At 69.2% G+C, this 18,336-nt stretch carries 18 protein-coding genes; 12 read left to right on the top strand and 6 right to left on the bottom strand.

Translation table 11 applies throughout. The features are described from left to right. The first annotated feature begins 90 nt into the window (after positions 1-90). From AB0M51_RS39375 to AB0M51_RS39395, 5 genes are read left to right on the top strand one after another with little or no spacing between them, the layout of a single operon-like run. Positions 91-1,476 (top strand): phosphomannomutase/phosphoglucomutase, encoded by a 1,386-nt coding sequence (locus tag AB0M51_RS39375; RefSeq protein ID WP_363753741.1) that lies wholly within the window; start codon positions 91-93, stop codon positions 1,474-1,476. After that, positions 1,477-1,680: a Trm112 family protein gene (locus AB0M51_RS39380; RefSeq protein ID WP_344198931.1), complete on the top strand. Its 204-nt coding sequence runs from the start codon at positions 1,477-1,479 to the stop codon at positions 1,678-1,680. After that, a complete protein-coding gene (locus tag AB0M51_RS39385) occupies positions 1,680-2,756 on the top strand; it encodes an SIS domain-containing protein (protein ID WP_363753745.1) in 1,077 nt (358 codons plus the stop codon). Before AB0M51_RS39380 ends, AB0M51_RS39385 begins: the two co-directional genes overlap by 1 nt. After that, positions 2,750-3,901, top strand: a complete 1,152-nt coding sequence (gene manA / locus AB0M51_RS39390; protein WP_363753748.1) for a mannose-6-phosphate isomerase, class I — start codon at positions 2,750-2,752, stop codon at positions 3,899-3,901. The genes AB0M51_RS39385 and manA overlap by 7 nt, the downstream gene beginning before the upstream one ends. Before the next feature lie 26 nt (positions 3,902-3,927). After that, positions 3,928-4,887, top strand: a complete 960-nt coding sequence (locus AB0M51_RS39395; protein WP_363753751.1) for a cation diffusion facilitator family transporter — start codon at positions 3,928-3,930, stop codon at positions 4,885-4,887. On the opposite strand, the gene AB0M51_RS39400 is transcribed toward AB0M51_RS39395, so the two are convergent. Then, positions 4,884-5,243 carry a MerR family transcriptional regulator gene (locus AB0M51_RS39400; RefSeq protein ID WP_363753754.1) on the bottom strand — a complete coding sequence of 120 codons (360 nt, stop codon included), beginning with the start codon at positions 5,241-5,243 and terminating at the stop codon, positions 4,884-4,886. The genes AB0M51_RS39395 and AB0M51_RS39400 overlap by 4 nt on opposite strands. Before the next feature lie 110 nt (positions 5,244-5,353). Here AB0M51_RS39400 and ahcY point away from each other — a divergent pair, with 110 nt between their 5' ends. Then, positions 5,354-6,787, top strand: a complete 1,434-nt coding sequence (gene ahcY / locus AB0M51_RS39405; protein ID WP_363753757.1) for an adenosylhomocysteinase — start codon at positions 5,354-5,356, stop codon at positions 6,785-6,787. 48 nt (positions 6,788-6,835) lie between these two features. Here the strand turns inward: ahcY and AB0M51_RS39410 are convergent, their stop codons facing one another. Next, positions 6,836-7,783 (bottom strand): RDD family protein, encoded by a 948-nt coding sequence (locus AB0M51_RS39410; RefSeq protein WP_344198921.1) that lies wholly within the window; start codon positions 7,781-7,783, stop codon positions 6,836-6,838. Positions 7,784-7,854: 71 nt separating this feature from the next. Here AB0M51_RS39410 and AB0M51_RS39415 point away from each other — a divergent pair, with 71 nt between their 5' ends. Together AB0M51_RS39415 and AB0M51_RS39420 are read left to right on the top strand one after the other, a co-directional pair. Next, a complete protein-coding gene (locus tag AB0M51_RS39415) occupies positions 7,855-8,850 on the top strand; it encodes a stage II sporulation protein M (RefSeq protein ID WP_363753761.1) in 996 nt (331 codons plus the stop codon). A gap of 29 nt (positions 8,851-8,879) precedes the next feature. Then, positions 8,880-9,647 (top strand): DUF1206 domain-containing protein, encoded by a 768-nt coding sequence (locus AB0M51_RS39420; RefSeq protein ID WP_363753764.1) that lies wholly within the window; start codon positions 8,880-8,882, stop codon positions 9,645-9,647. Here the strand turns inward: AB0M51_RS39420 and AB0M51_RS39425 are convergent. The 4 genes from AB0M51_RS39425 to AB0M51_RS39440 are packed head-to-tail and all read right to left on the bottom strand — an operon-like array spanning position 9,619 to position 13,507. Continuing rightward, a complete protein-coding gene (locus AB0M51_RS39425; protein ID WP_363753767.1) occupies positions 9,619-10,383 on the bottom strand; it encodes a DUF899 family protein in 765 nt (254 codons plus the stop codon). The genes AB0M51_RS39420 and AB0M51_RS39425 overlap by 29 nt on opposite strands. 39 nt (positions 10,384-10,422) lie before the next feature. Further along, entirely contained in the window at positions 10,423-12,009 is a 1,587-nt protein-coding gene (locus AB0M51_RS39430) for an ABC transporter permease (protein ID WP_363753770.1), read from the bottom strand. Continuing rightward, entirely contained in the window at positions 12,006-12,902 is an 897-nt protein-coding gene (locus AB0M51_RS39435; protein ID WP_344198911.1) for an ABC transporter ATP-binding protein, read from the bottom strand. The genes AB0M51_RS39430 and AB0M51_RS39435 overlap by 4 nt, the downstream gene beginning before the upstream one ends. A gap of 2 nt (positions 12,903-12,904) precedes the next feature. Then, positions 12,905-13,507 (bottom strand): helix-turn-helix domain-containing protein, encoded by a 603-nt coding sequence (locus AB0M51_RS39440; RefSeq protein WP_344198909.1) that lies wholly within the window; start codon positions 13,505-13,507, stop codon positions 12,905-12,907. A gap of 194 nt (positions 13,508-13,701) precedes the next feature. Here AB0M51_RS39440 and AB0M51_RS39445 point away from each other — a divergent pair, with 194 nt between their 5' ends. From AB0M51_RS39445 to AB0M51_RS39460, 4 genes are read left to right on the top strand one after another with little or no spacing between them, the layout of a single operon-like run. Continuing rightward, entirely contained in the window at positions 13,702-15,492 is a 1,791-nt protein-coding gene (locus AB0M51_RS39445; RefSeq protein ID WP_344198907.1) for an ABC transporter substrate-binding protein, read from the top strand. Then, entirely contained in the window at positions 15,489-16,511 is a 1,023-nt protein-coding gene (locus AB0M51_RS39450) for an ABC transporter permease (protein WP_344198906.1), read from the top strand. The genes AB0M51_RS39445 and AB0M51_RS39450 overlap by 4 nt, the downstream gene beginning before the upstream one ends. Then, positions 16,508-17,392 carry an ABC transporter permease gene (locus tag AB0M51_RS39455; protein WP_344198904.1) on the top strand — a complete coding sequence of 295 codons (885 nt, stop codon included), beginning with the start codon at positions 16,508-16,510 and terminating at the stop codon, positions 17,390-17,392. Before AB0M51_RS39450 ends, AB0M51_RS39455 begins: the two co-directional genes overlap by 4 nt. Further along, the gene (locus tag AB0M51_RS39460) at positions 17,392-18,333 is read left to right on the top strand and encodes an ABC transporter ATP-binding protein (RefSeq protein WP_344198902.1); all 942 of its coding nucleotides are present in this window, start codon (positions 17,392-17,394) and stop codon (positions 18,331-18,333) included. The genes AB0M51_RS39455 and AB0M51_RS39460 overlap by 1 nt, the downstream gene beginning before the upstream one ends. Positions 18,334-18,336: the final 3 nt, after the last annotated feature.

Below are 18,336 nucleotides of genomic sequence, written 5' to 3' on the forward strand. Positions count from 1 at the left end.
GCCGACTTTGTGCACCAGATCCGTACGCCGCAGCCGTCGCGGTACGGATCTGGTGCACAAGGTGGTCGACGGGCCGGATAGGGTCCGTGCATGGTTGATGTTGCGGGGATCTTCAAGGCTTATGACGTGCGGGGGGTCGTGCCCGAGCAGCTGGACGAGTCCGTTGCGCGGGCCGCGGGGGCTGCGTTCGTCGAGGTGCTGGATGTGCTCGCGGGGCCCGGGGCCGTGGTGATCGGGTACGACATGCGGCCGTCCAGCCCGGCGTTGGCGGCGGCGTTCGCGGAGGGGGTGACGTCCACCGGCGCGGACGTGATCGACATCGGCCTGGCGTCCACCGACCAGCTGTACTTCGCGTCGGGGCGGCTCGACCTGCCCGGCGCGATGTTCACCGCGAGCCACAACCCGGCGAAGTACAACGGCATCAAGCTGTGTCGCGCCGGTGCTGCCCCGGTCGGCAGCGACTCCGGGCTGCGGGACATCGCCGACCTGGTCGCGAAGGCCCTCACCGAGCCCCCGGCGGCCGGCGCGACCCCGGGGCACGTCACGCACAAGGACCTGCTCACCGCGTACGCCGACCACCTGCACGACCTGGTCGACCTGAGCGGCATCCGGCCGCTGACGGTGGTCGTCGACGCCGGCAACGGGATGGGCGGCCACACCGTCCCGGCGGTCTTCGCGGACGGCCCGGTGACGATCGTCCCGATGTACTTCGAGCTCGACGGCAACTTCCCGAACCACGAGGCGAACCCGCTGGACCCGAAGAACCTGGTCGACCTGCAGGCCAAGGTCCGCGAGACCGGCGCCGACCTCGGGCTGGCGTTCGACGGCGACGCCGACCGCTGCTTCGTGGTGGACGAGAAGAGCGACCCGATCTCGCCGAGCGCGATCACCGCGGCGGTCGCCGTCCGCGAGCTCGCCAAGCAGCCCGGCGCGACGATCCTGCACAACCTGATCACCTCGAAGGCGGTCCCGGAGCTGGTCGCCGAGCACGGCGGCGTCCCGGTCCGGACCCGGGTGGGGCACTCGAACATCAAGCAGAAGATGGCCGAGACCGACGCGGTGTTCGGCGGCGAGCACTCCGCGCACTACTACTTCCGCGACTTCTGGCGCGCCGACACCGGCATGCTGGCGGCTCTCCACGTCCTCGCGGCGCTGGGGGAGCAGGACCGGCCCGCGAGTGAGCTGTTCGCGGAGTACGAGCGGTACGTCGCGTCCGGCGAGATCAACAACACGGTCGCGGACGCGGCGGAGACGGTCGCGGCCATCGAGGATACGTATTCTGGCGTCGACGGCGTGACCGTCGACCACCTGGACGGGTTGACGGTGTCGGCGGGACAGTGGTGGTTCAACGTCCGTGCGTCGAACACGGAGCCGTTGCTGCGGCTGAACGTCGAGGCCGCGGACCGCGCCGGCATGGAACGCGTCCGCGACGAAGTACTGGCCCTGATCACCGGCGCATCGGTGGAGGAGAACTGAATGGCAGTCAATCTGGACCCGGACCTGCTGAGCATCCTGGTCTGCCCGAAGTGCCGCTCGGAGTTCCGCGTGGACGACGAGGCGAACGAGCTGATCTGCACCAACGCGGCCTGCGCGCTGGCGTACCCGGTGCGTGACGACATCCCGGTGCTGCTGATCGACGAGGCCCGGGACACGCGAGAGACCGAATCCGCGGGCAACTGATGAGCCTTTTCGACGACACCCGGCTGGACGACCCGGCGGCACTGTCGGCGGCCGACCACCTGCTGCGCCGGCTGGCGATGGCCGGTGCCCGGATCCGGGCGGAGCTGGAAGCTTCCGAGGACGTGCTGACCAAGCTGGAGTCCGACGGCTTCCGGCCGCGGGCCGTGGTCGCGGCCGGCCGTGACGCCCGGCTGGTCCGGGCCGTGCTGGAGCCGGTCTGCCCGGTTCCGTTCCTGGCCTGGCCAGGTCCGGGGCTGCCCGGGTGGGCCGGTCCGCTGGACCTGGTGGTCGTCCTCGGCGGCGCCGCCGAGGACACGGACGCGGTGTCGGCGGCAGCCGAAGCGGTACGGCGTGGTTGCGGGCTGATGGTCGCCGCACCGGAGGACTCTCCGGTGGCGATCGCCTCGGCCGGTCTCCGGCATGCGATCCGGCTGCCGTCCCAGTCCGACGACCAGTTGGCGGCAGCGGTCGCCGTACTGCAGGCGCTGCACCAGATGGAGCTCGGCCCGGAGGTCGACCACAAGGCCGTTGCGTCGTTGCTGGACGACGTGGCGATCGAGTGCTCGCCCAACAACGACGTGGCGTCCAATCCGGCGAAGGAGCTCGCCCTGGTGCTCGCGGACGCCTTGCCGCTGGTCTGGGGCGGCTCGGTGCTGGCTGCGCGGGCCGCTCGCCGGGTGGTCGAGGCGTTGCGGCTGGCCAGTGGACGACCGGCGCTGGCCGCTGACGCGGGCCACCTGCTGCCGGTGCTCAACCAGCCGCCGCGGGATCTGTTCGCGGATCCGTTCGACAAGCCGGAGGAGCTCCGGCCGGCACTGATCATCCTGGACGACGGTGTCGAGGAGGCCGGTATCGCCGAGCACCGCCGCAAGCTGGAGTCGAAGGCACAGGCGCACGACGTCCGGGTGCACACGATCGCCCGACCCAACGGCACGGACATCGCCCGGTACGCCGCTCTGACCCAGGAGGGCCGCTACGCCGCGGCGTACCTCGGGATCGGTCTGCGCCGGTACGGGATGGCGACCGTCGACGATCCGGTCGGGTCAGGAAACCCCTCGGAGGACCCGGCGTGGTAGTCCCGCTCCAGAACACGATCCGCGACTACGCGTGGGGTTCGCCGACCGCGCTGCCGAAGCTGCTCGGCGTCGCGCCGACCGGCAAGCCGCAGGCGGAGATGTGGATGGGCGCGCACGAGTCCGCGCCGTCCGTGCTGCCGTCCGGGGACACGCTGTACGACGCGGTGTCCTTCGACCCGGCGGCAGTCCTGGGGGAGGAGACGGCAGAGCGGTTCGACGGCCGGTTCCCGTTCCTGGCGAAGCTGCTGGCGGCCGCGCAGCCGCTGTCGATCCAGGCGCATCCCTCGCGGGAGCAGGCGATCGACGGGTACCAGCGGGACGAGGCGGCCGGGATCCCGCGGGACGCCGCCGACCGGAACTACAAGGACGCCTGGCCGAAGCCGGAGATCCTGATCGCGCTCGAGCCGTTCGACGCACTGGTCGGTTTCCGGCCGCTGGACCGGACGGTGGCGCTGCTGGACGCGCTCGAGCCGGCCGGATTCGGCGAGCTCACCGACCTGCTGCGGAACGGCAAGCTCCGCGAGGCGTTCACCGATTTCATGAGCCGTGACCGGGACGCGATCCGGCCGCTGGTCGCCGCTCTGGGGGCGGCCGTCACGCGCGGCGCCGACGGGTTCGAGCTCGAGTGCGAGACGCTCACCAGGTTGTGCGCGGACTTCCCGGACGACCCCGGCGTACTCGCGGCCCTGTTGCTGAACCGTGTCCGCCTGCGGCGTTTCGACGCGGTGTACCTGCCGGCCGGCAACGTGCACGCGTACCTGCAGGGGCTCGGGTTCGAGGTGATGGCGAACTCCGACAACGTGCTGCGCGGCGGCCTGACCGCCAAGCACATCGACGTACCGGAACTGGTCTCGGTGGTGGACTTCGAGCCGCTGGCCGACCCGGTACTGACCGCGACGGCCGACGGCGGGTACGAGACCGGTTGTCCGTACTTCGCGGTCCGCCGGGTCGACCTGGACGGCGACGAGCGGGTGCTGGAGGGTACCGGTCCGCGGATCGTCTGCTGTGTGGACGGGGCGGTGGATGCCGCGAGCAAGGAATCCGTTGTGACGTTGTCCGCGGGTCAGTCCGCGTTCGCCTCGGGACCCGAAGGACCCTGTACCCTGCGTGGTTCCGGCACGGCGTTCGTCGTGTCCGCGTCCTGACCTTTCCCCGGAGGATCTGAACAACCATGGCTGGTGGCGGTAACAAGGCCGTTGTCGCGGCTTTGCTGGCGAACGCAGGCATCGCGGTCACCAAGTTCGCCGCCTGGGCGCTGACCCAGTCGGCCTCGATGCTGGCCGAGGCGATCCACTCGACCGCGGACTGCGGCAACCAGGTGCTGCTGCTGGTCGGCAGCAAGCGGGCCAAGCGGGCCGCCGACGAGCTGCACCAGTTCGGGTTCGGCCGGGAGCGGTACGTCTACTCGTTCATCGTGTCGATCGTGCTGTTCAGCGTCGGCGGCCTGTTCGCGTTGTACGAGGGGTACCACAAGGTTCACGAGCCGCACGGGATCGACAGCTGGAAGTGGGTCCCGGTCGCGGTGCTGCTGCTCGCGATCACGATGGAGGGCTTCTCGTTCCGGACCGCGATCGTCGAGTCGAACAAGCTGCGCGGCAAGGTCTCCTGGGTCCGGTTCATCCGGAACGCGCGGGCGCCCGAGCTGCCGGTGATCCTGCTCGAGGACTTCGCCGCGCTGACCGGTCTGGTGCTGGCACTGCTCGGCGTCATCCTGACGCTTGCCACCGGCAACGGTGTGTTCGACGGCCTGGGCTCGATGGCGATCGGCGCGCTGCTGGTCTGCGTGGCGGTCTTCCTGGCGATCGAGATGAAGTCGCTGCTGCTCGGCGAGTCCGCGACCCGCGACTCGCAGGCCCGGATCGTCGCCGCGATCGAGAACACCCCCGGTGTCCAGCGGCTGATCCACATCAAGACCCTGCACCTCGGTCCCGAGGAGGTCCTGGTCGCCGCCAAGCTCGGCGTCGAGCCGACCTCCGACGCGGCCGTCGTCGCGGAGACCATCGACGCGGCCGAACGCGCGATCCGGGCTGCTGAGCCGATGTCGGTGCACATCTACCTCGAGCCCGACGTGTACGTCGAGAACCACGTGACCGACCCGCGTCCCGCCGTACCGGAATCGCCTTCGCACTAGCGAGGCCGGGGCGGGAGCACACCGGAGCGGCCGAGCCATCTCAGAGCGCGCTCGCGGTCGATCTCGGCCTGGCTGGGTGGGGCGCTGAGCCGGCCGGTGCGGTAGCCCAGGTTCCGGATGTCGGCGGCCACGGAGGGCTCGGCGAGCGCTCGCAGGGCGAACGCGAGGGCGGCCGGCGTCACGTCGTACCGGCGTTCGAGATCGAGGGCGAGTCGGACGGCGGCCAGGTCGCGGTCGTCGTACTGGCGCTGCGCGGTGTGCTCGGATCGCGAGCGCGGGAGCAGCCCGAGGGCCTCCCGGTAGCGCAGCATGCGCGGAGTGGTACCCAGTTGGCGAGCGGCCTCGGTGATGCGCATAGCATCAATCTTGACATTTCGGTGTCAAAAACGCGCTGCGAGCGATCAAACCGCGTGCCTCGGCCCTCTAGGCTCAGGTCGGTAAGTTTCACAGTCTTCAGGGGAGCGGCATGACCTTCGACTACAAGGTGGCAGACCTCGGGCTCGCCGAGTTCGGGCGCAAGGAGATCCGGCTGGCCGAGCACGAGATGCCCGGCCTGATGGCGATGCGCAAGCAGTACGGCGACAGCAAGCCGCTGGCCGGCGCGCGGATCATGGGCTCGCTGCACATGACGATCCAGACCGCCGTACTGATCGAGACGCTGGTGGCGCTCGGGGCCGAGGTGCGCTGGGTGTCCTGCAACATCTTCTCCACCCAGGACCACGCGGCCGCCGCGGTCGTCGTCGGCGACGGCACCGCCGAGGCCCCGGCCGGTGTCCCGGTCTTCGCCTGGAAGGGCGAGACGCTCGAGGAGTACTGGTGGTGCACCGAGCAGGCGCTCACCTGGCCGGGCGGTGAAGGCCCGAACATGATCCTCGACGACGGCGGCGACGCCACGATGCTCGTGCACAAGGGCACCGAGTTCGAGAAGGCGGGTGCCGTTCCGGACCCGTCGACGGCGGACTCCGAGGAGTACGGCGTCGTCCTCAAGCTGCTCACCCGCACGCTCGCCGAGTCCCCGAACAAGTGGACGACCATCGGCCAGGGCATCAAGGGTGTCACCGAGGAGACCACCACCGGCGTGCACCGGCTGTACGAGATGCACAAGGCCGGCGCGCTGCTGTTCCCGGCGATCAACGTCAACGACTCGGTCACCAAGTCGAAGTTCGACAACAAGTACGGCTGCCGCCACTCGCTGATCGACGGCATCAACCGCGCCACCGACGTCCTGATCGGCGGCAAGGTCGCGGTCGTCTGCGGGTACGGCGACGTCGGCAAGGGCTGCGCCGAGTCGCTGCGCGGGCAGGGCGCCCGGGTGATCGTCACCGAGATCGACCCGATCTGCGCGCTGCAGGCCGCGATGGACGGTTACCAGGTGTCGACGGTCGACGACGTGGCCGGGATCGCCGACATCTTCGTCACCACCACCGGCAACAAGGACGTCATCACCGCCGACCACATGGCCGCGATGAAGCACCAGGCGATCGTCGGCAACATCGGCCACTTCGACAACGAGATCGACATGGCCGGGCTGTACAAGGTGCCGGGGATCGAGCGGGTGAACATCAAGCCGCAGGTCGACGAGTTCCGGTTCCCGGACGGCCACACGATCATCGTGCTGTCCGAGGGCCGGCTGCTGAACCTGGGCAACGCGACCGGGCACCCGTCGTTCGTGATGTCGAACTCGTTCACCAACCAGGTGCTGGCGCAGATCGAGCTGTTCGTGAAGACCGCCGACTACCCGACCGAGGTGTACGTGCTGCCGAAGCACCTCGACGAGATGGTGGCCCGGCTGCACCTGGACGCGCTCGGCGTGAAGCTCACCGAGCTGACGAAGGAGCAGTCCGCGTACCTCGGCGTACCGATCGAGGGCCCGTACAAGGCGGAGGCCTACCGCTACTGAGGTTTGCTCCGGAACACCCCCGTGCCTCGGCGCGGGGGTGTTCGCGTTTCAGCCCTCGTTGCTGCCTGGCGCGGCCCACCCGTGCGCGTTGACCACGGCCGGCCTTGAATGCGCGGGCGGAGCAGGCGGCGCGAACAACCCGGGCGGTGCGACAGGCGGCATCAACCCATACGGGTCAGGTGGCGCGAACGGCCCCGCGGGAATGCCGTACGGACTGGGAGGGCCGGTGGGGGCGGGGCGTCTGGTGGACAGGCGATGGAGTTCGCGGCGGCGGCGTTCGGCCAGTACGGCGGACAGGTAGGCGGGCGCGATGATCGGGTGCGGCGGCTGGGGCGCGGTGGCGGCGGCGACGCGGGCGGCCAAGGCTTCGCCGAGGGCGTACTGCGGGCCCGGGAGGAGTTCGGTGTACCGCGCGAGGTAGTCGCGGGCCGTGTTCGCGAGGTCGTCGGACAGTCGCGACAACTCCAGGGACTGCGCCCACTGCACCAACGGACCCGGTACGAACAGCGGCGGCGACGCCATCGGCTGTTGCCGCTCGCGGATCACGACCGTGCCGGCGACCATGTCCCCGATCCGCTTGCCCTGCCTGTTCATCAGGCTCGCGACGATCCCGGGGCTGGCCGCGAACCACGGCGCGAAGTCCACGAACAACCACATCAGCGTCCGCACCAGCGCATGCCGGAAGCGGATCGAGCTGCCGTCGTCGCGGACCACCTTCAGCCCGAGCACCATCTTCCCGATCGTCCGCCCTCGGGTCAGCGTCTCCATCACGACCCGGTAGCCGATCAGCACCAGCAGGACGGTGACGAAGATCAGCGCGACGGCCAGCGCCTCACTCGTCCGCGTCCCGAACAGGAACCCGGCCAGCAGCCCGACCAGTACGACGAGCACGATGCCCTGCAGCAGTACGTCGATCGCACACGCGAGCGCCCGCGTCGGCATCCGGGCGATCCGCACCTGGAGGACGACGGCTTCACCGGTGACCAGCTGAGACACGTTCGTCGCCCCCCTCCTGCGTAGACACTCGGTCCGGTTAGTCTGCCATCACACGGGTGGAGGAGGTGGCTGTGGACGTAGAAGCGTTTGTGTCGGTGCACCAGCCGCAGTGGGACCGTCTCGCGCTCCTGACCCGTCGCCAGCGCCGTCTGACCGGTGCGGAGGCAGAAGAGCTCGTAGTGCTCTACCAGCGCGTCGGCACGCACCTGTCCGCCCTCAGAGCCGCCGGTGCGGACCCTGTGTCGATCGGCCGGCTGTCCGGGCTCATCGCGGACGCCCGTGGTGCGGTGACCGGCGCACAGGCGCCCGTCTGGCGGGACATCTCGAAGTACTTCCTCGTGAGCTTCCCGGCCGCGCTGTACGCGTCCAGACGCTGGTGGATCACCATTGGCCTGCTCTTCTACCTGGTGGCGGCCTGGACGGCGTACCGAGTGCTGGCGCATCCGGAAGTGGTCAGCTCGATCGCCACGCCGGAAGAGGTCAAGCAGCTCGTCAACCACGACTTCGAGTCGTACTACTCGGACAACCCCGCGCAGGACTTCGCCCTGCGCGTGTGGATCAACAACGCGACGATCAGTGCCGCCGTACTGGCCCTGGGCATCCTCCTGGTCCCGTCTGTCTTCGTCCTGTGGGACAACGCGATGAACCTGGGCCTCAGCGCGGGCCTGATGATCGCCAACGACAAGGGCGGCCTGTTCTTCAGCTTGATCACGCCGCACGGCCTGCTGGAGCTGACGGCGGTCTTCATCGCCACGGCGGCCGGCCTGCGCCTCGGCTGGTCCTGGATCGTCCCCGGTCCTCGCACGCGCATGCAGTCCCTCGCCCGAACCGGCCGGGCCACCGTCGGTATGGCGATCGGCCTCGCCGCGGTCCTCCTCGTCACCGGCCTGATCGAAGCGTTCGTCACGCCTTTCCTGCCCGCTCCGGTCCGCGTCACGATCGGCATCGTCGTCGAGCTGGCGTTCTTCGTGTACGTCTGGACCTTCGGCCGCCACGCCTACCGGCAGGGCGAGTACGGCGACATCGACGAGCCGGACCGGGAAGCGTCGGCGCCGGTCTCCGCCTGAACGGTTTCCGCAGTGGGCACCGGACGTGGGTGAGTACCGCCCAGGAAGTACGGCACAGCCGGGCCTATGACGTCGCGATCACCCTCGGTCTGCTCGCGTACGGCCTCGTCCACCTGCTGGTGGCCTGGATCGCCCTCCAGCTGGCCTTCGGGAAGTCGTCGCAGGAGGCGTCCCAGCAGGGCGCTCTCAAGGAACTGGCCGGCCAACCACTCGGCGGCGTACTGCTGTGGGTGGTGGCGGTGGGCCTGTTCGTGCTGGTCGTCTGGCGGGTGCTGGAGCTCGGCTGGGGACATCTCGAGCTGCGCCGGAAGGTGTCCTCGGTCGGCCGCGCGATCGTCTACCTGGTGATCGGCGTGAGCGCGGTGAAGATCGCGCTGGGCGCGGGCGGCTCGAGCACCGGCGCACAGGAGTCGCTGTCCGCGCGGCTGATGGCGCATACCGCTGGGCGGGTCCTGATCGTGGGCGTCGGCGTCGCGATCATCGGGATCGGCTGTTACCAGGTGTACAAGTCGATCACCAAGCAGTTCACCGAGGACCTGGCCGGTGGTGTCTCGGAGACCACGATCCTGCTCGGCCGGATCGGGTACGCCGCGAAAGGCGTCGCGTTCGCGGTGGTCGGCGTACTGTTCGGCTGGGCCTCGATCACCTACGACCCGAAGAAGGCCGGCGGCCTCGACACGGCGCTGCACACGATCAAGGACCAGCCGTTCGGCTCGGTACTGCTGACCGTGCTGGCGATAGGCATCGCAGCCTTCGGCGCATACTGCTTCAGCTGGTCCCGGAATGCCCGCCACTGAGGTCGTCGCTGCGGCCCGCGGCGATCCGTGACCACTGCGCGATCGGGCGGCCGTCGATCACCTTGGGCAGCTTGGGCTCCTCGGCCGCCCACTGCTGCGGCCAGCCGGCCGGCGAGTCCTCGTACGGCTCCTGGCGGCCGTACACCGTGAGGTCCATCAGGTGGTAGTTGTTGTCCATCACCTCGACGCCGCGCATCGTCGTCCAGTACGTCTCGAACACGCGATCACCCTGGCGCACGTACGAGACCAGGTACATCTGCCCGATGTTCCGCCCCTCCAGGAGCTGCTCCAGCGAACCGAGAGCGGAGTACCACGGCATACTCCAGCCCATGAAGTCGTAGTACGCGCGGCTCTCGGCGTACGGGCCCTGGCAGAAGACGGCGAACGTGATGTCGCGGGACTGCAGGTACGAGATCTCCTGGATCTGGCCCGCACACCATGTGCAGCCCTGGCACTGTTCGGCGGCGGGGTGGCCGGTGTGCCACATGTAGTAGTACGCGAGTAGCTGCTTGCGGCCGTCGAACGCGTCGAGCAGGGTGACCGGCCCCGCCGGACCGGTCACCGTGACGTTCGCGTCGAGTTCGACCATCGGCAGGCGCCTGCGCTGCGCGGCGATCTCGTCCGCCTCACGGGTGTGTGCCTTCTCGCGGACCCGCAGTGCCTCCAGGTCCGCGGTGAACGTCGTACGGTCGACGACCGGCGGGAGAGCTGTGCTGTCTTCGATGGCTCGCTTCATGTCCGGTACGTCGGAGCCGCGCGCGCGTTCTCGACAGGGTCAGGCGGGGAGGTCTCGGCGGCGTAGGCCGGCCAGGCCTGTGAGGCCGAGCGCCAGGGCAATCGCCAGCAGTACGACGAGGGGGCCGGCGGAGACCGATCCGCCGGGGAGCGACGGGAGGTGGGTGAACGGTGAGATGTCGCGGATCCATCGTGCGGTGGCGACACCGGCGCTGACCAGCCCGATCAGGATGCACACCGCCGGCCCGGCCCAGGACACCATCGACGCCTGCGGGAAGAACCCGAAGATAGCGATCGCGATCGCGGCCAGCACCCACACGGCCGGCAGTTGGACGAGTGCGGCACCGATCATCCGCGGCAGTTGCCCGCCGACGTCGTCGATCGCGAGCCCGTACGCCAGTCCCTGCATGACACCCGCGGCCAGCAGGGCGACCGCCGGGCCGAGCAGGCTGAACACGAGGTGACTCCCGGCCCACTGCCAGCGGCTGGTCGCGGTCGCCAGCACCGGCTCGACGCGCCCGCTGCTCTCCTCGACCCGCATCCGGAGCGTCGCCTGGACGGCGTACGCCGACGCGATCAGGCCGACCAGCATCATCACTCCGGCCAGGAACGAGTCGATCAGCCCGGACGCGCCACCCATCCGCCGGAACATCTCCTGGATCGTCGGATCGTCACGCATCATGTCGCCGACACCCTTCGCGACTCCGCCGAACAGCAAGCCCAGCAAGGCGAATCCGGTCGTCCAGGCGACCAGCAGCCCACGGTGCAAGCGCCAGGCGAGCCCGAGCGGCGACCCGATCGTCCCGTCGGCCGGCCCGAGCCGGTCCGGGAGCAGTCCCGCGCCGACGTCCCGCCGTACGGCGAGACTCACCGCGACACCCACCAGCAGCACGGTCACGGCCAGGATCACCGCGCCCAACCACCAACGGTTCTGCGCATACGGATGGATCTGCTGGGCCCAGCCGATCGGCGAGATGTACGACAACCACGCGAGCGGGCCGTCCGTGTGTGCGCTGGTGTCGCCCGCGGCCCGCAGTACGTAGGCCGCTCCGAGTACGCCGATCGCAATACCACGGGCCGTTCCCGCGCCGGCGGTCAGCTGCGCCGCGACGGCTCCGACGCCGGCGAACAGCCAGCCGGTGGCGGCGTACTCGATGCCGATGGCAACCGACCCGGCGAGCGGGAGACCCTGGCTGTGCATGCCGAGGGCCAGCAGTACGGCGAGTACGACGTTCGCGCCGAGCGTGACGATCAGCGCGGCGGCGAGCTGGGCGTGCCGTCCGACAACGGTTGCCCCGAGCAACTCGCGGCGCCCGGTCTCCTCCTCGACCCGGGTGTGCCGGATGATCGTGAGCAGGCTGATCAGCCCGACCATCACCGGGACGAACCCGAGCCGCCAGGTGACGAACTCGCCGAGCGACGGCCCGGAAAGCTCGCCGTACAAGGTGATGAAGCCCGCGTTGCTCGCGTACTTGATCCGCGAGTCCGGCGTCGGGAACAGGTCGCCGTACTCCTTGACGTAGCTGACCGAGATCGCGACCAGCAGGACGATCCACAACGGCAGTACGATCCGGTCCCGGCGCAGGATCAGCCGGATCAGGCCGCCCGTTCCGGCGAGGCTCTTCATCGGACGGCCTCGGGTTCGTACAGCCGCAGGAACAGTTCCTCCAGCGACGGCGGCTGACTGACCAGACTTCGTACGCCGATCTCGGTCAGCCGGCGCAGCACCGCGTTGATCTCGTCGGTGTCGACGTCGAAGCGGACGCGGCTGTCCTCGACCTGCAGGTCGTGGACGCCACTGAGCTGCGCGAGCCCGTCCATCGGGCCGACCAGCTCCGCCCGGATCGACGTACGGGTGAGATGCCGGAGCTCGCCGAGCGTGCCGCTCTCCACGGCGCGGCCCGCACGGATGATCGTCACCCGGTCGCAGAGCGCCTCGACCTCGGACAGGATGTGGCTCGACAGCAGTACGGTCCGGCCGTCGCGGTCGCTGATCTCCTGCACCACCTCGCGGAACACCTCCTCCATCAACGGGTCCAGGCCGGAGGTCGGCTCGTCGAGCAGCAGCAGCTCGACGTCGGAGGCGAGTGCGGCGACCAGCGCGACCTTCTGGCGGTTGCCCTTCGAGTAGGCACGCGCCTTCTTCCGCGGGTCGAGGTCGAACCGCTCGAGCAGCTCGGCCTTGCGCTTCTTGTCCACCCCGCCGCGCATCCGGCCGAGCAGGTCGATCGCCTCGCCGCCGGACAGGTTCGGCCACAGCGTCACGTCGCCCGGCACGTACGCGAGCCGCCGGTGCAGGGCGGTCGCGTCCGACCACGGGTCGCCGTCCAGGACCCGCGCCGTCCCGCCGTCCGCGCGGGTCATTCCGAGCAGGATCCGAATGGTGGTGGTCTTCCCGGCGCCGTTCGGGCCGAGGAATCCGTGCACCTCACCGGTTCGCACCGTGAGATCGAGACCGTCCAGGGCGTGGGTCCGCCCGAACCGCTTGACCAGACCTTCCGTGCTGATCGCAGCCGGCATGATCACTTCTCCTGTTTCCTGATCGCGTCCATTTGCTCGGGTGTGATGATCGGGATGCTGAACACGTCCAGCAGGCCCTGGCCGATCCGTGCGTACCCGGACGGCGTGGTGATGTCCTCGCCGAGCGCCTTCGACACCTGATCGCGGAACACGAACACGCTCAACTTGATCGCCGCCAGCGCGGCGGAGTACGCCCGCCGGTCCTGCGGCTCGATCCCGTACCCCGCGGACCACTCCTCGATCGTCTCGACCGCCCCCAGGAAGAGCGCGGTCGCCGTGTCGGAGCCGTCCATCATCGAGCGGACCAGGTACAGCTGCAGCGGAAACACCCGCGGGTGCAACGCGACCGGATCGAGCGCCGCGACGCCTTCGGTGGTCGCGAGCTCCGCGCTGACCTCGAGCATCCGCTCCTTCGCGTAGTCGTCGCAGGCCTCGCGCAGCGACTCCTTCGACCCGAAGTGGTGCCGCACCAGCCCCGACGAGACCCCCGCGGCGGCCGCGATGTCCCGGATCGACGCCCCCTCGATCCCGCGTTCCCCGAACAACCGGATCGCCGCGTCCCGGATCCGCGCCCGTGCCGTCAGGTCTTCAGCCCGCCGATCCATCCTGGCTCCTCTCCCTACACACAACAGCAAACTACTACACGATCGTGTAGTCAAGTGGGTCGCGCAGTGGAATGGGCCGGTAAGAAGGTTACTTACGTGTGACGAAACGTCGTTTCTCGTTGACAGCACTGTCCGTGGTGGTGTGGTTTCTTCCCCAAACACCAACACCGGCTGGGGAAGGGTGGGCGGCCCGAATGCGGAAGTGGCTGGCGGTGCTGGCGGCGTTGTGTCTGCTGGCAGTGGGACCGGGTACGGCGGTTGCGGCGGAGCCCGGGCACAAGAAAGTGATCAAGATCGGGGTGACCCAGTCGGTCGACTCGATGAACCCGTTCCTCGCCGTGCGGCTGGTGACCGGGTCGATCCAGCGGTTGATCTACGGGTTCCTGACGGTGCCGGACTCGAAGACGTTGCAGCCGAGCCCGGATCTCGCGGAGTCCTGGACGACGTCGCCGGACGGCCTCACCTGGACGTTCAAGATCCGGCAGGCGAAGTGGTCGGACGGGCAGCCGATCACCGCGGACGACGCGGCCTGGACGTTCAACAAGATGATGACCGACGACGGCGCGAAGACCGGGAACGGGCCGGCGGTGGAGAACTTCCGGAGCGTCTCGGCGAACGGCCAGGAGCTGACCATCAAGCTCAAGACCCCGCAGGCGTCGATGCTCGACAACCCGGTGCCGATCATGCCGAAGCACGTGTGGGAGAAGGTCAAGGACATCTCGAAGTACGACGCCGAGGTGTACCCGACCGTCGGCAGCGGGCCGTACGTCGCGGTCGAGCACAAGAAGGACCAGTTCGTCCGCCTGGAGGCGAACCCGGCGTACTGGCGCGGCCGCCCGAAGATCGACGAGTTGCAGGTGATCTTCTACGACAACCCGGCCGCGTCGATCGTCGGGCTGAAGAAGGGCGACATCGACCTGATCGGCCGGCTGAACCCGCCGGACTTCGAGTCGCTGAAGGGCGACGACAACATCGTCCAGTGGAACACCCAGGGCCGGCGGGCGGCGTACCTGCAGATCAACCACGGTGCGACCACCAGCGACAACAAGCCGATCGGCGACGGGCATCCGGCGCTGAAGGATCCGCGGGTGCGGACCGCGCTGCACTACGCGATCGACAAGCAGAAGCTGGTCGACGAGGTCCAGGGCGGGCTGGCGAAACCGGCCGACGGGTCGATCATTCCCCCGCTGTACAAGGACTTCTTCTGGGAGGCGAGCGGCGCCGAGAAGGTCACGTTCGACCTCGCGAAGGCGAACAAGATCCTCGACGACGCCGGCTACAAGCGAGGCCCGGACGGGGTCCGCACGATGCCGGACGGGTCGCGGAAACTGCAGTTCCGGTTCAGCATCCACACCGACACCCCGATCGAGGACAAGCTCGCCGAGTACCTGACCGGCTGGTTCAAGGAGATCGGTGTCACGCTGACCACGAAGCGGCTGGACTCCAGCAAGTTCACCGAGGAGACCGGGACCACGGCGCTGTTCGACATCGCGATCAGCGGCTGGTCGGTGAACCCGGACCCGGAGGAGGTGCTCGCCACGCACCTGTGCAGCCGGCGCCCAACCGCGACCGGTGAGGGCGGCGGCACCGAGTCGTTCTACTGCGACCCGACGTACGAGAGCCTGTATCTGCAGCAGCAGAAGGAACTCGACCGGACGAAACGCGCGGACGTCATCAAGAAGATGGAGGAGCGGCTGTACGTCGACGCACCGGTGATCGCGCTGTACTACCCGAACGACCTCGAGGGCTACCGCAAGGACCGGATCGCGAGCATCACGCCGATCCCCGAGGACAAGGGCCTGCTGTACGGCGGCTCCGGGTACTGGCCGTTCTACACGTTGGAGGCGGTGTCGACGGACACCAAGACCGACGGCGGATCGAACGCCGGGCTGATCGCCGGCATCGCGGCCGGCGTCGTCGTCCTGGCCGCGGCCGGGTTCTTCCTGACGCGCCGCCGCCGTGGCGCCGCCGACGAGCGCGAATGAGCAGCACCGTCGAGGAGTTGGAGCAGGCGCCGGCTCGGCACGGGCTGTTGCGGTACGCGGCGACCAAGGCGGGTGGGGCGCTGCTCAGTATCGCGATGGTGATCGTGGCGACGTTCTTCCTGTTCCGGCTGCTGCCGGGCGACCCGGTCCGGGCGCTCGCGCAGGGCCGGAACATGACGCCCGAGCAGCTGGATCTGGAGCGCGCGCGACTCGGTCTGGACAAGCCGGTGCCGGAGCAGTTCCTGCACTTCATCGGGCAGACGCTGCGCCTGGACCTGGGGGTCTCGTACGAGTACAAGCGTCCGGTCCTCGACCTGATCGGCGAGCGGATCGGGTCGACGCTGCTGCTCACCGGGACGGCGCTGGTGATCGCGGTCAGCCTGGGCCTGTGGCAGGGCGCCCGCGCCGGATGGAAACCGGGAAGCCGTTTCGACAAGATCTCGACAGCGATCTCCCTGGTGCTGTGGTCGGTGCCGACGTTCTGGCTCGGGCTGTTGCTGCTGATGGTGTTCGCGGCCGGCATCGGCCCGATCCCCGGGATCTTCCCGACCCGCGGCAGTTCGAGCGTCGACAAGCCGGACGGGTTCGCCGGCGTGCTGGACGTCGGGCAGCACATGGTGTTGCCGTGCCTGACGCTCGTCGCGGTGGTGTACGCGCAGTACCTGCTGGTGATGCGGTCCTCGGTGATCGACGAGGTCGGCCAGGACTACATCACCACCGCGCGGGCCAAGGGCTTGCGCGACGACGACGTACGCCGGAGACACGCCGTACCGAACGCGCTGCTGCCGACCGTGACGCTGGTGTTCATGCGGATCGGGTTCGTGGTCGGCGGTGCGGTGACGGTGGAGGCGATCTTCAGCTGGCCGGGACTCGGGCAGTTGTTCTACGAGGCGATCCGGGTGCCGGACTTCACGTTGATGCAGGGCACTTTCCTGCTGATCACGGTTTCCGTGATCGTGATGAACACGCTTGCCGACGTGGTCTACCACGTCCTGGATCCAAGGGTGCGGTCGGCATGAGCAGTGTGGTGTGGGTACGGCGGAAACGCGCTTTCGGAAAGTTCTGGAACGATTTCCGGAAACATCGCGCCGGGGTTTCCGGGCTGGTGATCCTCGGGGTCGCGGTCGTGCTGGCGCTGATCGCGCCGCTGTTCATCGACGCCGGCGTGACGAACGTCGTCAGCGGGACCGGTGCGAAGCTGGCCCCGCCGAGCCTCGACCACCCGCTCGGCACCGACGAGTCCGGGCGGTCGGTGCTGCTGATGATCTGGTGGGGTTCGCGGACGTCGCTGCTGATCGGGTTCCTGGCGGCGTTGCTGAGCATGGTGATCGGGACCGTGCTCGGGATCGCGGCCGGGCACTTCCGCGGCTGGACCGGCGCGGTGATCCTGCGGGTGACCGACTGGTTCCTGGTGCTGCCGTCGCTGGTCACCGCGCTGGTGCTGGCGGCGATCCTCGGCGGCTCGACCGCGACGATCATCGTGGCGATCGGCGTCACCTCGTGGCCGTCGACGGCGCGGCTGATCCGCGCGCAGACGCTGGCCGTCGAGGCCCGCCCGTACATCGAGAGGTCGCTGGCGCTCGGTGCCGGGCACTGGCACATCGCGACCCGGCACGTGCTGCCGAACGTCGCGCCGTTGCTGTTGGCAAGCACCACGCTGGAGGTGGCGAGCGCGATCGTCACCGAGTCGACGCTGGCGTTCCTCGGCGTCAGCGCGAACAAGACCTCGTGGGGGACGATGCTGCGCGGCTCGTACGACTGGGGTGCGGCGACCGCCGGCGCCTGGTGGTACATCCTCGTACCGGGTCTGTGCATCGTCGCGGTCGTGATGGCTTTCACCTTGTGCGGAAGGGCTTTGGAGACAGTGCTCAACCCGCGCCTGCGGACCAGGGAGGCCTGATGCTCACACTGGACGAGCTGTCCGTGACGTATCGCCTCGGCGCCGCCGAGGTTCCCGCCGTGCGCGGGGTCTCGCTGGAGTTGGCCTCCGGAGAAGCACTCGGCCTGGCGGGAGAGTCGGGCTCGGGCAAGTCCTCGGTTGCCCTCGCCCTGCTCCGGTTGCTCCCGCGGTCGGCGGTCGTCGGCGGGCGGGTGCTGCTCGACGGCGAGGACGTACTGACGATGAAGTGGGGCCGGCTGCGGGCGGTGCGCTGGTCGTCGGCGTCGATCGTGTTCCAGGGCGCGCAACACGGCCTCAACCCGGTCCGGCGGATCGGCGACCAGATCGCCGAGCCGCTGCAGGTGCACAAACTCGCGTCCGGCGCCGCCGCCGACCGGCGGGTGCGGGAGTTGCTCGAGCAGGTCGGCCTGCCGGCCTGGCGGGCGCGCAGCTACCCGCACGAGCTGAGCGGCGGCCAACGGCAGCGCGTGATGATCGCGATGGCGCTGGCGTGCGCGCCGCAGTTGATCATCGCGGACGAGCCGACCACCGCGCTCGACCTGATGGTGCAGGCGCAGGTGCTGACGCTGATCCGGCAGTTGATCGCCGAGCACGGGATCTCGCTGCTGATGATCTCGCACGACCTCTCCGTACTCGCCGACGTCTGCGACCGGCTGGCGGTGATGTACGCCGGGCGCCTGGTCGAGATCGGCCCGTCGTCGGGGGAGTTCAAGCATCCGTACAGCCAGGCGCTGGCCGCCGCGTTCCCGACGGTCGGGGATCCGGCATCGCGGCTGGCCCCGCGTGGGCTGGCCGGTGATCCGCCGGATCCGCAGCGGTTGCCGGGCGGGTGTGCGTTCCGTCCGAGGTGCCCGGTCGCGCTCGAGGAGTGCGCGAGTACCGACGTACAACTGCTGGTGTCGGGTGACCGGGCGGCCGCCTGTGTCCTGGTGGGGGAGTGACTC

It is taken from the genome of Kribbella sp. NPDC051137, assembly GCF_040682535.1.
In the GTDB taxonomy this organism is placed as follows: Bacteria; Actinomycetota; Actinomycetes; order Propionibacteriales; family Kribbellaceae; genus Kribbella; species Kribbella karoonensis.

What these genes read in the sequence shown, in the direction of transcription:
- AB0M51_RS39375 (WP_363753741.1), top strand. Translation starts at nt 91, where the DNA reads ATGGTTGATGTTGCGGGGATCTTCAAGGCTTATGACGTGCGGGGGGTC.
- AB0M51_RS39430 (WP_363753770.1), bottom strand. Translation starts at nt 12,009, where the DNA reads ATGAAGAGCCTCGCCGGAACGGGCGGCCTGATCCGGCTGATCCTGCGC.
- AB0M51_RS39385 (WP_363753745.1), top strand. Translation starts at nt 1,680, where the DNA reads ATGAGCCTTTTCGACGACACCCGGCTGGACGACCCGGCGGCACTGTCG.
- AB0M51_RS39440 (WP_344198909.1), bottom strand. Translation starts at nt 13,507, where the DNA reads ATGGATCGGCGGGCTGAAGACCTGACGGCACGGGCGCGGATCCGGGAC.
- AB0M51_RS39460 (WP_344198902.1), top strand. Translation starts at nt 17,392, where the DNA reads ATGCTCACACTGGACGAGCTGTCCGTGACGTATCGCCTCGGCGCCGCC.
- AB0M51_RS39395 (WP_363753751.1), top strand. Translation starts at nt 3,928, where the DNA reads ATGGCTGGTGGCGGTAACAAGGCCGTTGTCGCGGCTTTGCTGGCGAAC.
- AB0M51_RS39435 (WP_344198911.1), bottom strand. Translation starts at nt 12,902, where the DNA reads ATGCCGGCTGCGATCAGCACGGAAGGTCTGGTCAAGCGGTTCGGGCGG.
- AB0M51_RS39400 (WP_363753754.1), bottom strand. Translation starts at nt 5,243, where the DNA reads ATGCGCATCACCGAGGCCGCTCGCCAACTGGGTACCACTCCGCGCATG.
- AB0M51_RS39425 (WP_363753767.1), bottom strand. Translation starts at nt 10,383, where the DNA reads ATGAAGCGAGCCATCGAAGACAGCACAGCTCTCCCGCCGGTCGTCGAC.
- AB0M51_RS39450 (WP_344198906.1), top strand. Translation starts at nt 15,489, where the DNA reads ATGAGCAGCACCGTCGAGGAGTTGGAGCAGGCGCCGGCTCGGCACGGG.
- AB0M51_RS39445 (WP_344198907.1), top strand. Translation starts at nt 13,702, where the DNA reads ATGCGGAAGTGGCTGGCGGTGCTGGCGGCGTTGTGTCTGCTGGCAGTG.
- AB0M51_RS39380 (WP_344198931.1), top strand. Translation starts at nt 1,477, where the DNA reads ATGGCAGTCAATCTGGACCCGGACCTGCTGAGCATCCTGGTCTGCCCG.
- ahcY (WP_363753757.1), top strand. Translation starts at nt 5,354, where the DNA reads ATGACCTTCGACTACAAGGTGGCAGACCTCGGGCTCGCCGAGTTCGGG.
- AB0M51_RS39455 (WP_344198904.1), top strand. Translation starts at nt 16,508, where the DNA reads ATGAGCAGTGTGGTGTGGGTACGGCGGAAACGCGCTTTCGGAAAGTTC.